Raw genomic sequence first — 14,278 nt, 5'->3', positions numbered from 1 at the left:
ATCTCTTGGGGGCGGTGGCGGATGGATAATCGCGCGGGTGAGATGGATGTCTTCGTCACGGCGGCGGATGCCGGCAGCTTCTCGGCGGCCGGGCGCAAGCTCAACCTCTCGCCCTCGGCCGTCAGCAAGCTGATCAGCCGCGTCGAGGACCGGCTCGGCACGCGGCTGCTGGTGCGCACGACGCGCGCCCTGCAGCTCACGCCGGAAGGCGAGGTCTATCTGGCGCGGGCGCGGCGCATCCTCGCCGAGATCGAGGAGACCGAGAGCGCGCTCTCCAGCGGGGCGCGGGCGGTGCCGCGCGGCCGGCTCAGGGTCAGCGTCTCCGTCGGCTTCGGGGTGATGTATGTCCTGCCGCGGGTGCAGGAATTCCTGACGCTCTATCCCGAGATCGAGCTGGACATTTCGCTGAACGACGAGGTGATCGACCTGGTCGAGGAGCGCGCGGACATCGCGATCCGCGCCGGCATCCTGCGGGATTCCCGGCTCAAGGCGCGCAAGCTGCTGGAGACGCGCCGCATCGTCATCGCCTCGCCCGCCTATCTCGAACGGCACGGCACGCCCCGGACCCCGGACGATCTCGAGCGGTTCAACTGCCTGCGCTTCAATTTCCGCTCGAGCTTCGACGAATGGCTGTTCCGCGATCCGGCGAGCGGCGAGCGCTTCAGCCGCACGGTCGCCGGGAATTTCCTGGCCAATAGCGGCGCCACGCTGCGCAATCTCTGCCTGCGCGGCATGGGGCTGGCGCGGCTGGGCCGGTTCCATGTCGAGCCGGATCTCGCGGCGGGCCGGCTCGTGCCGGTGCTGGAGGCCTATGACGCGGATGACCGCGAGCTGATCCACGCCGTCTTCGCCGGCCACGAGCATATGGCGGGGCGCATCCGCGCCTTCGTCGATTTTCTCGCCGAGCGGATGCGGGAGCCTCAGGCGGTTTCCGGCTCGCCGCCCTTGGCGAGATAGCGCTCGACCGAGACGACGACCTTGTCGTCGAGCGGGCCGATCGCCGCCTCGTCCTTGTCCTTGTAGGGGATCGCCCGCAGGACATGGCGGATGGCGTTGAGCCGCGCCCGCAGCTTGTCGTTGCTGCGCACGATGACCCAGGGCGCGTCTTTCGTCGAGGTGCGGCCGAGCATCTCGTCGAAGGCGCGGGAATAATCGTCGAAGCGCGGGATCGCCTCGAAGTCGATCGGCGAGAGCTTCCAGCGCTTGAGCGGATCGTGCCAGCGGGCATGCAGGCGCATCATCTGCATCTCGCGGCCGATGGTCAGGAAGAGCTTGACGATGCGGATGCCGCCGCGCGTCAGCATGCCCTCGAAGACGGGGGCCTCGCGCAGGAAGCTCTCGGTCTGCTCCGGCGTGCAGAAGCCCATGACGCGCTCGACCCCGGCGCGGTTGTACCAGGAGCGGTCGAAGAAGACGATCTCGCCGGCCGTCGGCATCTCGGCGGCGTAGCGCTGGAAGTACCACTGCCCCTTCTCGGTGTCCGAGGGCTTGGGCAGGGCGACGATACGGGCCTGGCGCGGATTGAGATGCTGGGTGAAGCGGGCGATGGTGCCGCCCTTGCCGGCGCCGTCGCGGCCCTCGAAGACGACGACGATGCGCTCGCCATGCTTCTGGGCCCAGCGCGTCAGCTTCTGCAATTCGATCTGCAGCGGCTCCAATTCGCGGTTGTAGCGCTTGCGCTTCATCCGCTTGCCATAGGGGTAGTCGCCGCTGTGATAGGCGGCGTCGACGATCGCTTCCGGCAAGGTATCGGCCTCGATGTCGAAGCCCTTGGCCTTGCCGGCCTTTTGGGCCTTGCCGGTGCTCTTGGACTTGTCCGGCTTGGGCGGCCGCTTCTCCTTCGGGGTCGATTGCGTCGCCGGCAGCTGGATCAGGTTTTCGATCTCGGCGCCTGAGAATTTCTTCGCCATCGTTTCTGTCTCCTCGCCGGGACGAGCCCGTTTCTTCCCCGGCGGAGCCTAGCCGGCTACCGCGCCGAAGGGAATTGACGCCCTCTGCCGTTCCGCGCAGGAAGAGCCGAGCCGGCAACGGCCGGCAGCTTCGGACGTTCCATGATCGACACCGCCGTTTTCCCCATCGCCGCTGCGCGCGGCTTCGTCGAGGCGCTCGGCACCGCCGTCGTGCTGCTCGACGAGCTCGGCGTCGCGCAGGCGCTGAGCCCGGCGATGCGCGCGCTGATCCCGGGGCTCGAGACCGGCAAGCTCCTGGCGCTGGTGCTGCGCGACCCCGACCTGATCGAGGCGATCGAGGCGGTGGCGCTGGATGGTGGGCGCAAGACGATCGAGCTCGTCGAGCGCGTTCCGGTGGAGCGGACCTTCCGCATCCACATCGCCGCGCTTGCCGGGCGGGCCGAGCGCCGTCCGACGCTCCTGACCTTCGAGGATCTGAGCGAGCAGCGCGTCATCGAGCGCATGCGCGTCGATTTCGTCGCCAATGCCAGCCATGAATTGCGCACGCCGCTGGCCTCGCTGCTCGGCTTCGTCGAGACGCTGCAGGGGCCGGCGCGCAACGACGAGAAGGCCCGCGAGCGCTTTCTCGGGATCATGCGCGAGCAGGGGCTGCGCATGGCGCGGCTCGTCGACGACCTGCTCTCGCTGTCGCGGATCGAGCAGCGCGCCCATGTCGCGCCCGACGCGCCGGTGGATCTCGCCGGCATCGCGCGCGAGATCGTCGATTCCCTCGCGCTGCTGGCGCGCGAGCGCGAGGTGACCCTCAAGCTGAAGGCGCCGTCCGAACCGCTGCAGGTGCCGGGGGACCGGGACGAGTTGCTGCGGCTGATGGAGAACCTGGTCGAGAACGCGATCAAATACGGCAAGCGCGGCGGCGAGGTCGCAATCGCGGTCGAGATTCATGACGGGGAGGCCAGCGTCTGCGTCCGCGACGACGGGCCGGGCATCGCGCCTGAGCATCTTCCGCGCCTGACCGAGCGCTTCTACCGTGTCGATACGGCGGCCAGCCGCGAGGCCGGCGGCACGGGACTGGGGCTCGCCATCGTCAAGCACATCGTGCTGCGCCATCGCGGCCGGCTCACCATCGAGAGCAAGCCGGGGCAGGGCGCTGCCTTCAAGGCGATCCTGCCCCGCTACGGAACGGGCCGCAGCGCGGCCTGAGCCCTGACAATCCGGAACGGCCCGAGCCTTTGTGACAGTTTTCATGACGGAATGTCATGTGGCTGTCATACTGAGGGTGTTCTGACGAGGTCGCTGCAAACAGCGACCCAGAGAGGACATCTCAATGCGCAAGATTCTCGTTCTCGCGGCCGTTGCCGCCGGGATCGCCGGTTCCGCCCAGGCTGCCGACATCACCGGCGCCGGCGCGACCTTCCCCTTCCCGATCTATTCGAAATGGGCCGAGGCCTATCAGAAGGAAGCCGGCGTCGGCCTGAACTATCAGTCGATCGGCTCGGGTGGCGGCATCCGCCAGATCAAGGCGAAGACCGTCGCCTTCGGTGCGACCGACGCCCCGCTCAAGGGCGAGGAGCTCTCCAAGGACGGCCTGATCCAGTTCCCGACCGTGATGGGCGGCGTCGTTCCGGCCGTGAACATCGCCGGCATCGAGCCGGGCAAGCTCAAGCTCTCGGGCGAAATCGTCGCCGGGATCTATCTCGGCGAGATCAAGAAGTGGAACGACCCGAAGATCGTCGCGCTCAACGGCGATCTGAAGCTCCCCGACGCCAACATCAACCCGGTCTACCGTTCGGACGGCTCGGGCACGACCTTCGTCTTCACCGACTACCTCTCCAAGGTTTCGGCCGAGTGGAAGACCAAGATCGGCAACAACACCGCCGTGCAGTGGCCGGTCGGTATCGGCGGCAAGGGCAATGAGGGCGTTTCCGCTTCGGTGAAGCAGGTCGCGAACTCGATTGGCTATGTCGAGTACGCCTATGCCAAGCAGAACAAGCTCTCCTACGCCCTGGTGAAGAATGCCGACGGCAACTTCCCGATGCCGACGATCGAGGCCTTCCAGGCCGCGGCCGCCAATGCCGACTGGAAAGAGCAGCCGGGCTTCGGCATCTCGCTCAACAACCAGAAGGGCAAGGATGCCTGGCCGATCACCTCGGCGACCTTCATCCTGGTCCATGCCAAGCCGGAAAGCCCGGCCGACGTGCAGGCCGCGCTGAAGTTCTTCGACTGGGCCTACAAGAGCGGCGACAAGCTGGCGAGCGATCTCGACTACGTGCCGCTCCCGGCCAACGTCAAGGACGAGGTCCGCGCCGCCTGGAAGGGCGTGACCGACAACTCCGGCAAGCCGATCTTCTGATCGCAGCCTGACCGACAGGGCGAGGCGGGTTATCCCGCCTTGCCCGACCACGCTCAGCCTTCATCCTGAGGAGCCGCCGGTCGCGGCACCGGAGGCTCTTCAGGATGAGGGCTGAGGCCGATCGAACCGGACCGGCTCGAGCAGCCTCGGCGACATTATCGGAGCCTCGCGGAATGACCGCCGTAACCGACATGAAAAGCATTCCCCCGGCACCGGTGATCCGGAAGACGCCGAAGGCGACCTTCGACCTCGTCTTCCGCAATGCGAGCTTCCTCGCGGCGCTGCTGGTGCTGGTGCTGCTCGCGGGCATCATGCTCTCGATGATCGTCGGCGGCTGGCCCGCCTTCCGCGAATTCGGCCTCGGCTTCATCACCTCCAGCGTCTGGGATACGCAGAACGAGCAGTACGGCGCCTGGCCGGCGATCGTCGGCACGCTCTCGACGGCGCTGATCGCGCTCGTCATCGGCGTGCCGCTCTCGCTCGGCATCGCCGTGTTCCTGACGCAGCTCGCCCCGCCCTGGTTCAAGCGGCCGGTCGCGACCGCGATCGAGCTGCTCGCCGCCGTACCCTCGATCATCTACGGCATGTGGGGGCTGTTCGTCTTCGCGCCGCTCTTCGCGGCCTATGTCCAGATCCCGCTCTCGAATATCGTCGAGGGCATCCCGATCGTCGGCACGGTGCTCTATTCGCGCTCGCCCTCGGGCCTCGGCATCTTCACCGCGGGCATCATCCTCGCCTTCATGATCGTGCCCTTCATCGCCTCGATCACCCGCGACATGCTGGAGCAGATCCCCTCGGTGCTGCGCGAGAGCGCCTATGGAATTGGGGCGACCACCTGGGAAGTCGTGCGCCATGTGCTGGTGCCGCAGGCCGGCGTCTCGATCATCGGCGCGATCATGCTCGGGCTCGGCCGTGCGCTCGGCGAGACGATGGCGGTGACCTTCGTGGTCGGCAACGCCAACCGGCTCTCGGCCTCGATCCTCGACCCCGGCTCGACCATAGCCTCGCGCATCGCCAACGAGTTCAACGAGGCGATGGGCCTGCAGCTCAATTCGCTGATCGCGCTGGGCTGCATCCTGTTCTTCGTCACCTTCGTCGTCCTCGTCATCGCGCGGCTGCTGGTCGCCCGGGTCAAGAAATTCTGAGGTCTGGGTCAGATGAGCATGTCCACCTCTTCCGCACCGGCCGCATCGCACATCGCCTGGGGGCGCGTGCGCCAGTCGCGCCGCACCGCCGACCGCGCGATGAAGGTCATCGCCACCGGCTTCACCTTCTGCGCCATCTTCGTGCTGTTCTGGATTCTCGGCATGCTGCTGGTGAAGGGCATCGGCGGGCTCTCGCTCGCGACCTTCACCCATGTCACGCCCGGGCCGGGCTCCGAGGGCGGCGGCCTCGCCAACGCCATCGTCGGCTCGATCGTGCTGACCTTCCTGGGCATTGCGGTGGCGACGCCGATCGGCGTGCTCGCCGGCACCTGGCTGGCGGAATACGGCCGCGGCTCCAAGCTCGCCAACATCATCCGCTTCATCAACGACATCCTGCTTTCGGCGCCGTCGATCCTGATCGGCCTGTTCGTCTACGTCATCCTGGTCGAGCCCTTCCGCGGCTATTCCGGCTGGGCCGGCGGCGTCGCGCTCGGCATCATCGCGATCCCGGTCATCGTGCGCACCACCGAGGACATGCTCAGCCTCGTGCCCGGCCCGCTGCGCGAGGCAGGCTCGGCGCTCGGCGCGCCGCCTTCCGTCGTCATCACCAGCGTGACCTGGCGCGCGGCGAAGGCCGGCATGGTCACTGGCATCCTGCTGGCACTCGCCCGCATCGCCGGCGAGACGGCGCCGCTGATCTTCACCGCGCTGAACAACAATTTCTGGTTCTCGCCCAATCTCGTCGGCGGCGTTTCCAACCTGCCGGTCACGATCTACCAGTTCGCCTCCGCCCCTTACGAGAACTGGCAGCAACTCGCCTGGGCTGGTTCGCTGATCATCACGATCTCGATCCTGCTGCTCTCGATCATCGCCCGGCGCGTCGTCGCCGGCGGCAAATAAGACTTGAATCCAGCCCGGTCGCGCCCGACCTTGAGGACCATGTCGATGCTTTCGACCCTTGAACTCTCCCCGCAGTCGCTCGATGCCGAGGCTCCCGTCCGGATCGCGGTGAAAAACCTCGATTTCTACTACGGCGAGCACAAGGCGCTGAAGAACATCAATCTCGACTTCCGTGACCGCCATGTCACGGCGCTGATCGGGCCTTCGGGCTGCGGCAAGTCGACCCTGCTGCGCATCTTCAACCGGATCTACTCGCTCTATCCGGAGCAGAAGGCGACCGGCGAGATCATGCTCGACGGACGCAACATCATCTCCAACGACGTCGATGTGAACGAGCTGCGCTCGCGCGTCGGCATGGTGTTCCAGAAGCCGACGCCGTTCCCGATGTCGATCTACGACAACGTCGCCTTCGGCATCCGCCTCTACGAGAAGCCGCCGAAGTCGGAGCTCGACGACCGCGTCGAGGGCGCACTGCGCCGCGCCGCGCTCTGGGACGAGGTCAAGGACAAGCTGAAGAGCTCCGGCATGGGCCTCTCCGGCGGCCAGCAGCAGCGCCTGTGCATCGCGCGCACCATCGCGCAGAAGCCGGAAGTGATCCTGTTCGACGAGCCGACCTCGGCGCTCGACCCGATCTCGACCGGCAAGATCGAGGACCTGCTGGAGCAGCTCAAGAGCGACTTCACCATCGCCATCGTGACGCACAACATGCAGCAGGCGGCGCGCATCTCGCAGTACACGGCCTTCATGTATCTCGGCGAGGTCATCGAGTTCGCGCCGACCAACACGATCTTCATGAACCCGGCGAAGAAGCAGACGCAGGATTACGTCACCGGCCGGTTCGGCTGAGCGGCGACGGAGGAGGAACCCCATGACCGACCATATCGTCCGCTCCTACGACGCCGATCTCGAAGGCCTTCGCCGCAGCCTCGCCGAAATGGGCGGGATGGCCGAGCGCATGCTCGGCGATGCGACCGTGGCGCTGGTGCGCCGCGACACCACGCTGGCCCAGAAGATCATCTCCGCCGATCAGCGCCTCGACAATCTCCAGCGCGAGGTCGAGGAGAAGGCGGTGCTGACCATCGCCCGGCGCCAGCCGCTGGCCAACGATCTGCGCGAGCTGATCTCCGCCATCCGCATCGCGGCGGATGTCGAGCGTGTCGGCGATCTCGCCAAGAACATCGCCAAGCGCGCCGTCGCCATCTCCGGGCAGTTCCAGCCGCCGCACCGCGCCGTGGTCGGGCTGGAGCACATCAGCCGCCTCGTTCAGGCGCAGCTCAAGGACGTGCTCGACGCCTATGCCGCCGGCAACGAGCAGAAGGCGCTCGAGGTCTGGCGCCGCGACGACGAGATCGACGCGCTCTACACCTCGCTGTTCCGCGAGCTCCTGACCTATATGATGGAAGATCCGCGCAACATCACCTTCTGCACGCATCTCCTGTTCTGCGCCAAGAACATCGAGCGCATCGGCGACCACACCACCAACATCGCCGAGACGATCCACTATCTCATCACCGGTGACTCGCTCGACGCGAACCGGCCGAAGCTCGACACGACCAATATCGAGGTCGAGGCGATCACGGGTAGCTGAGGCTAAGGAATCATGGCGGCACGCATCCTGATCGTCGAGGACGAAGAGCCTCTCACCCTGCTGCTGCGCTACAACCTCGAAGCCGAGGGCTTCGAGGTCGACAGCGTGGCGCGGGGGGACGACGCCGAACTGCATCTGCGCGACCACACGCCCGATCTGGTGCTGCTGGACTGGATGCTGCCGGGCCTTTCCGGCATCGAGCTCTGCCGCCGGCTGCGCTCGCGGCGCGACACCGAGCGGGTGCCGATCATCATGTTGACGGCGCGCGGCGAGGAGACCGAGCGGGTGCGCGGGCTCGCGACCGGCGCCGACGACTATGTCGTGAAGCCGTTCTCCCTGCCGGAGCTGACGGCGCGCATCCAGGCGCTGCTGCGCCGGGCGAAGCCCGGCCATGTCGCCGGTCTTCTGCAGGCGGGCGACCTTGAGCTCGACCGCACCACCCGGCGCGTCCGCCGCGCCGGCAGCGAGCTGCATCTGGGGCCGACCGAGTTCCGCCTGCTCGAGTTCCTGATGCAGGCACCGGGCCGCGTCTATTCCCGCGCCCAGCTCCTCGACGCCGTCTGGGGCCGGGACGTCTATATCGACGAGCGCACCGTCGACGTGCATGTCGGCCGCCTGCGCAAGGCGATCACGCCTGCCGACGCCAAGGACCCGCTCCGGACCGTGCGCGGCGCGGGCTATGCCTTCGACGAGACGTTCGCCAGAAGCTGACCGCCGCCGGAGCTGACACGCGAGCCGAGCCCCGGCTCGCAGCGCCCGTGCTTCAGGTGTCGGGGCCGCCCTCGATATCGGCGGCCCAGGCCAGCGCGGCTTCGCGCTCGGCCGGCGGGAAGGTGCGGATCTCGACGAAGGGGACCACCGGGGCGAAGAGCCGCGCGACGCGATCGAGCCAGCCCTTCTCGACGATGATCGCCTCCTTGGGGAAGCGCCTGAGTTCCCAGAGCTTGCCGAAGCTGTAGCGCGCGTCCTTCCAGGCGGCGGCGAAGGTCATGTCGTCGAAGGCGGTGATATCGGCGAGGATCGCGACCTTCTCGTGCCGGCTCAGCCGGTCTTCGACATCGGCGGCGACGCGCTCGATATCGGCCGGCTCGATGGTGCCGCTGAACGCGATGGCGAGAACATGGTCGGGAGCCGGAAGAATGGTGATCATGGCGGCCTCCTCCTGTGCCGATGTCAACGCATGGCCGGCCGGGAGGTTGCGGGCGCTCAGGCTGCTCGCGTCGCCGCGTCGAAAGCCGCGGCCTCCGTCCTCAGCCAGGCGATGAAGGCGTCGAGGCCGGGGCGCGAGGGCTGGTCCAGGCGGCGGGTCAGCCAGCAGCCGGTGACGCTGGTGAAGCCGATATCGAGCGGGTTGACCAATGCGCCCGAAGCCAGTTCCTCGGCGACATAGCAGCGTGGCGCCAGCGCGACGCCGAGCCCCGCGACCGCGGCGCGGATGATGACGGAGTAATAGCCGTATCGGACGGTATGGGCCGGCACCGCGCCGCGCAGGCCATGCGCCTCGGTGAACTCGGCCCAGAAGGCCGGCATCTGGTAATGCTGCAGCAGCGTCATCTTCTGGATGTCGGCGGCGCGGCGGAAACCGCCCATGCGCTCCAGCAATTCGGGCGCGGCGACGAGGGCGACATCGCGGCCGAACAGATAATGCGCCTCCTTGCCGGGCCAGGGCGGGGTGCCGTGGTTGATCTCGATGTCGGGCTCTTCCGTCTCGTTTTCGCTGACATAGTTGGTGAACTGGACATCGACGCCGGGATGGGCCTCGGCGAAGACGGGGAAGCGCTCCATCAGCCAGCGCTCGCCGGCGATGGCGACCATGTGCAACCGGATCGGCCGGGCGATGGCGACGCGCTCGGCCAGGCGCATCGCACCGCGTTCCATCTGCTCCAGGGCGGCCTCGGCATAGGGCAGGTAGATTGCGCCGGCCTCGGTGAGCTTGAGGCCGACCGGATTGCGCTCGAACAGCACGGTGCCGAGATGGTGCTCGAGCGACAGGATCTGCTTGGAGACCGCGCTCTGCGTCAGGTTGACGACGCCTGCGGCGCGGGCGGTCGAGCCCAGTCGCGCGACGGTGACGAAGGCGCGCATGGCGGTGGAGGAGGGCGGGGGCCGCAAGGCCATGGGTATTCCGTTTTGGACTAGGCTACCGGAGATCGTTTCGTTTGCTGGCTGCCGGGTCAAGAGGTCATTCTTACGCTTGGGGAGGAGGGGCTCGCATGAATTTGACAATCTGCCCGTGCTGCGGTGGTTTCCGCGGACCAACGGCATCGCGGTCGATGGCGCTTTCGAGAGCCGCCGGCAAGCCTGTCCGGGAGCGCCGTCGATGAGCCATGCCGTCACCTCGCCGGTCGCCAGCCGCGATCTGGCCGCGATCGCGCGACTCAGGATCGTGCCGCGTCGTTTCTATGGGCGTTGGGTCGCGGCGGCGCTCATCATCGCTGTCCTCGCCTGGATCGTCGCCGCCTTCGTCAAGGGCGACATCGCCTGGCCGGTGGTCGGGCAGTTCTTCACCGCGCCCGCGATCCTCTCCGGTCTCGGCAACACGCTGATCATGACGGTCTGCGCAATGACGCTGGGCATCGTGCTCGGGGTCGTCTTCGCGATCATGTATATGTCGCCGAACCCGGTGCTGCGCAGCGTCGCGCTGTTCTACATCTGGTTCTTCCGCGGCACGCCGCTGCTGCTGCAGCTCCTGATCTGGTTCAACCTGGCGCTGGTCTTCCCGACCATCGGCATTCCCGGGCTGTTCTCCTGGCGCACCATCGACATCATCGGTCCGTTCATGGCGACGCTGCTCGGGCTCGGCATGAACCAGGGCGCCTATACCGCCGAGGTGGTGCGCGGCGGCATCCTCTCCGTCGATACCGGGCAGACCGAAGCCGCCAAGGCGATCGGCATGACGCGGCTGACGGCGCTGCGTCGCATCGTGCTGCCGCAGGCGATGCGCGTCATCATTCCGCCGGTCGGCAACGAGGTGATCAGCATGGTGAAGCTGACCTCGGTGGCGAGCGTGATCCAGTATGCCGAGATCCTGCGCAACGCCCAGACGATCTATTTCGCCAATGCCCGCGTCATCGAATTGCTGATCGTCGCCGCCGGCTGGTATCTGCTCGTGGTGACGCTGCTGCAGATCGGGCAGTATTTCCTCGAGCGCCATTTCTCGAAGGGACGCGGCGAGAGGCGGGCGAAACGCACCGTCAAGATCGAGGAGGAGCCGGCATGAGCGCGGCGCAGAACCAGGCGGATGCGGATACCGCCATCGTCACCGTCGCCAATGTCAGCAAGTTCTTCGGCGATCTGAAGGCGCTGAACGACGTCTCGCTCTCGGTCGAGCCCGGCATGGTCCAGTGCATCATCGGGCCGTCTGGCTCGGGCAAGTCCACGCTGCTGCGCTGCATCAACCAGCTCGAGAAGATCGACCAGGGCGCGATCCGCGTCGATGGCGAACTGATCGGCTATCGCCGCGTCGGCGACGAGCTGCACGAGCTGACCGACCCGGAGATCGCGCGCCAGCGCCTCGTCACCGGCATGGTGTTCCAGCGCTTCAACCTGTTCAACCACATGACGGCGCTGCAGAACATCATCGAGGGGCCGCTGACCGTGCTGAAGCGGCCGCGCAAGGAGATCGTCGCGGATGCCATGGCGCTGCTGGAGCGTGTCGGCCTCGCCGAGAAGCGCGACGCCTATCCGAGCGAGCTCTCGGGCGGGCAGCAGCAGCGCATCGCCATCGCCAGGGCGCTGGCGATGAAGCCCAAGCTGATGCTGTTCGACGAGCCGACCTCGGCGCTCGATCCCGAGCTCGTCGGCGAGGTGCTGAACGTGATGCGCGACCTCGCCGCCAGCGGCATGACGATGATCGTCGTCACCCATGAGCTCGGCTTCGCGCGCGAGGTGGCGAACGACGTCGTCTTCATGGACAAGGGCGAGATCGTCGAGCGCGGCACGCCCGACACGGTCCTGGTCGCACCGACCCAGGCCCGCACCCGGGATTTCATCGCAGCCGTCCTGAAATGACGACCGGCGGGATTCTTGTCGTTTTGCGCATGGCTTCAGCGAAAAACCGGTTCCCGCTTCTTCGCGCAATGCTTTGAGTTCATAAGAGGGAGAGACCACATGCTTCGTTTGACACTGACGGCGGCGCTGCTCGCCGCGACCACGCTGGCCGCTCAGGCGCAGACCGTGCCGGACCGGATCAAGACCGCCGGCAAGCTCGTGATCGGGACCCAGCCGAACTATCCGCCGATCACCTCGAAGGACCCGGCGACCAACCAGCTCATCGGCTTCGACATCGAGCTGGGCGAGGCCATCGCCAAGGAACTCGGCCTCAAGGTCGAATGGCAGGAAACGGCCTTCGCCCAGATGTTGCCCTCGATCCAGACCGGCCGCGTCGACATGGCGCTGGCCGGCATGAGCGATCTGCCGGCCCGGCGCGAGCAGGTCGACTTCGTCGATTATCTCGAATCCGGCGCGCAGTTCTACACGGTCACCCCGTTCAAGGACACGGTGAAGAGCCCCGACGACCTCTGCGGCAAGAGCGTCGGCGCCAGCCGCTCGACCAACTGGCCGCAGCAGATCGGCGATTGGAGCCAGGCCAATTGCGTCGCCAAGGGCAAGCCCGCGATCAACGTCGTCGGCACCGAGGGCTCGGTCGATGCCCGCACCCAGCTCAAGACGCAGCGCCTGCAGGGCGGCGTCCAGGGCAGCGAGACGATGAGCCATTTCCAGAAGCTCGAGCCCAACACCTACATCCCGCTCGGCAAGCCGTTCACGACGACGCTGATGGGCATTCCCTTCGCGAAGACGGCCGAGGGCACGCAGCTGCGCGACGCCGTGAAGGCCGCGCTGGAGAAGCTCCAGGCCAACGGCACCTATGACGCGCTGATCCAGAAATACGGCCTCCTCGACAACCCGTTGAAGCCGGTCTCGATCAACAAGGGCCAGTAGTTCCCTCGCGAATGCGCGGCGGCCTCGAAGCCGCAAGCCGAGGTTCGCTTCGCTACCGTCATCCCGGCCGGTCCGTCCGTGCCGGGATGACGTGTTTTCGGACCGGTGAAGCCGGGTGCGGGCCGCGGAGATGGCGGGCGCGATCTCGCCGGGCTTGCGATGGCGGCCGGGCTGCCGTAACCCGGAAGCCTCTTTCCGCGACCCGTCGTTCCCAGCCGCCATGCCAGCCTCGATCACCGACCGCTATGCCGCCCTGGTCGAGGCGGGCGCCATCGAGCGCGATCCGGCCCAGGTCGCCGTCGTCAGGAAGCTGGAGGCGCTGAATGCGGCGCTCGCCGCCCGCCGCCTCGCCCGCAAGGGCAGCGCGCTCGGCTGGCTCTTCGGCAAGAAGCCCGACACCGCCGAGGCGCCGAAGGGGCTCTACATCTGGGGCTCGGTCGGCCGCGGCAAGACCATGCTGATGGACATGTTCTTCGAGTCCGCGCCGGTGAAGCGCAAGCTGCGGGTGCATTTCCACGAGTTCCTGGCCGCGGTGCATGGCCGCATCAACGCCCATCGCCAGAAGATCAAGACGGGCGAGGTCAAGGACGGCGATCCGATCGCGCCGGTCGCGGCGGAACTGGCTGAGGAAGCCTATCTGCTCTGCTTCGACGAGTTCACGGTGACCGACATCGCCGATGCGATGATCCTCGGGCGCTTGTTCACGGCGCTCTTCGCCGCCGGCGTCGTCGTGGTCGCGACCTCGAATGTCGAACCGTCGCGGCTCTATGAGGGCGGGCTCAACCGGGCGCTGTTCCTGCCCTTCATCGATTTGCTTCAGACCAAGGTCGAGGTGCTCAAGCTCGATGCGCGCACCGATTTCCGGCTGGAGAAGCTCGGTGGCGCGCCGGTCTATCACGTGCCGGCCGATGCGAAGGCGAAAGCTGCGCTCGATGCTGCCTTCAAGGGGCTCTCCGGCGTGGCGCAGGGGCCGCGGACCGTGCTCAACGTCCAGGGGCACGAACTCGTGCTGCCGCAGGCGGCCGGCGGCGTAGCGCGGGCAAACTTCGTCGATCTCTGCGCCCAGGCCTATGGCGCCTCGGACTATATCGCGCTGGCGCAGCGCTTCCACACGCTGGTGCTCGACGATATCCCGATCCTCGATTTCGACCGACGCAACGAGGCCAAGCGCTTCATCATCCTGATCGACACGCTCTACGAGCACCATGTGAAGCTCGTCGCCTCGGCGGCGGCCGAGCCGCATGAGCTCTATCGCGCGAACAAGGGGCGCGAGGCCTTCGAGTTCGACCGCACCGTCTCGCGCCTGATCGAGATGCGCTCCGAAGAGTATCTCGCGATGCCGCATGGCCGGCCGGATTCGGCTGCGAGTGGCGACACCACCGGGCTGGTCGAGACGTGAGTTTCACCGCCGACAATGGATGGGTGGTCATCCCGGGCAAGCTGC

Annotated in this window: 15 protein-coding genes; 12 read left to right on the top strand and 3 right to left on the bottom strand. The window is 67.0% G+C overall.

The features are described 5' to 3' along the window. The first annotated feature begins 21 nt into the window (after nt 1-21). Complete coding sequence (locus AB6806_RS10015; RefSeq protein ID WP_038359830.1) at nt 22-957, top strand: LysR family transcriptional regulator; 936 nt, start codon at nt 22-24, stop codon at nt 955-957. Here the strand turns inward: AB6806_RS10015 and ppk2 are convergent. Then, the gene (ppk2, locus tag AB6806_RS10010) at nt 921-1,910 is read right to left on the bottom strand and encodes a polyphosphate kinase 2 (RefSeq protein ID WP_370954528.1); all 990 of its coding nucleotides are present in this window, start codon (nt 1,908-1,910) and stop codon (nt 921-923) included. The genes AB6806_RS10015 and ppk2 overlap by 37 nt on opposite strands. Nucleotides 1,911-2,051: 141 nt before the next feature. Here ppk2 and AB6806_RS10005 point away from each other — a divergent pair, with 141 nt between their 5' ends. From AB6806_RS10005 to phoB, 7 genes are all read left to right on the top strand, one after another. Next, nucleotides 2,052-3,110 (top strand): ATP-binding protein, encoded by a 1,059-nt coding sequence (locus tag AB6806_RS10005; protein WP_038359828.1) that lies wholly within the window; start codon nt 2,052-2,054, stop codon nt 3,108-3,110. A 124-nt stretch (nt 3,111-3,234) separates the two neighbouring features. Next, a complete protein-coding gene (pstS, locus tag AB6806_RS10000; protein ID WP_113254534.1) occupies nt 3,235-4,260 on the top strand; it encodes a phosphate ABC transporter substrate-binding protein PstS in 1,026 nt (341 codons plus the stop codon). Nucleotides 4,261-4,433: 173 nt separating this feature from the next. Beyond that, complete coding sequence (gene pstC / locus AB6806_RS09995) at nt 4,434-5,405, top strand: phosphate ABC transporter permease subunit PstC (protein WP_038359776.1); 972 nt, start codon at nt 4,434-4,436, stop codon at nt 5,403-5,405. An 18-nt stretch (nt 5,406-5,423) separates the two neighbouring features. Further along, nucleotides 5,424-6,305: a phosphate ABC transporter permease PstA gene (gene pstA / locus AB6806_RS09990; protein ID WP_038360388.1), complete on the top strand. Its 882-nt coding sequence runs from the start codon at nt 5,424-5,426 to the stop codon at nt 6,303-6,305. 39 nt (nt 6,306-6,344) lie between these two features. Continuing rightward, nucleotides 6,345-7,151, top strand: coding sequence for a phosphate ABC transporter ATP-binding protein PstB (gene pstB, locus AB6806_RS09985; RefSeq protein ID WP_038359773.1), 807 nt, complete (start codon nt 6,345-6,347; stop codon nt 7,149-7,151). A 22-nt stretch (nt 7,152-7,173) separates the two neighbouring features. After that, nucleotides 7,174-7,893 (top strand): phosphate signaling complex protein PhoU, encoded by a 720-nt coding sequence (gene phoU / locus AB6806_RS09980; RefSeq protein ID WP_038359770.1) that lies wholly within the window; start codon nt 7,174-7,176, stop codon nt 7,891-7,893. A 12-nt stretch (nt 7,894-7,905) separates the two neighbouring features. Beyond that, nucleotides 7,906-8,604: a phosphate regulon transcriptional regulator PhoB gene (gene phoB / locus AB6806_RS09975; protein WP_038359768.1), complete on the top strand. Its 699-nt coding sequence runs from the start codon at nt 7,906-7,908 to the stop codon at nt 8,602-8,604. A 52-nt stretch (nt 8,605-8,656) separates the two neighbouring features. Here phoB and AB6806_RS09970 read toward each other — a convergent pair whose 3' ends face one another. Then, a complete protein-coding gene (locus AB6806_RS09970) occupies nt 8,657-9,043 on the bottom strand; it encodes a SpoIIAA family protein (protein ID WP_142021995.1) in 387 nt (128 codons plus the stop codon). A gap of 56 nt (nt 9,044-9,099) precedes the next feature. Then, complete coding sequence (locus AB6806_RS09965) at nt 9,100-10,011, bottom strand: LysR substrate-binding domain-containing protein (protein ID WP_038359764.1); 912 nt, start codon at nt 10,009-10,011, stop codon at nt 9,100-9,102. Nucleotides 10,012-10,213: 202 nt separating this feature from the next. Here AB6806_RS09965 and AB6806_RS09960 point away from each other — a divergent pair, with 202 nt between their 5' ends. From AB6806_RS09960 to zapE, 4 genes are all read left to right on the top strand, one after another. After that, a complete protein-coding gene (locus AB6806_RS09960) occupies nt 10,214-11,113 on the top strand; it encodes an amino acid ABC transporter permease (RefSeq protein ID WP_112761481.1) in 900 nt (299 codons plus the stop codon). Beyond that, nucleotides 11,110-11,904: an amino acid ABC transporter ATP-binding protein gene (locus AB6806_RS09955; RefSeq protein WP_051987589.1), complete on the top strand. Its 795-nt coding sequence runs from the start codon at nt 11,110-11,112 to the stop codon at nt 11,902-11,904. The genes AB6806_RS09960 and AB6806_RS09955 overlap by 4 nt, the downstream gene beginning before the upstream one ends. A gap of 99 nt (nt 11,905-12,003) precedes the next feature. Beyond that, a complete protein-coding gene (locus AB6806_RS09950; RefSeq protein ID WP_112761483.1) occupies nt 12,004-12,834 on the top strand; it encodes an ABC transporter substrate-binding protein in 831 nt (276 codons plus the stop codon). A 220-nt stretch (nt 12,835-13,054) separates the two neighbouring features. Further along, a complete protein-coding gene (gene zapE, locus AB6806_RS09945; protein WP_038359758.1) occupies nt 13,055-14,233 on the top strand; it encodes a cell division protein ZapE in 1,179 nt (392 codons plus the stop codon). Nucleotides 14,234-14,278: the final 45 nt, after the last annotated feature.

This window comes from Allobosea sp. RCC_152_1 (genome assembly GCF_041360765.1).
Taxonomy (GTDB): Bacteria; Pseudomonadota; Alphaproteobacteria; order Rhizobiales; family Beijerinckiaceae; genus Allobosea; species Allobosea spartocytisi.
The sequence above is the reverse complement of the archived record's forward strand: the minus strand, read 5'-3'. Positions and strand labels throughout refer to the sequence as shown.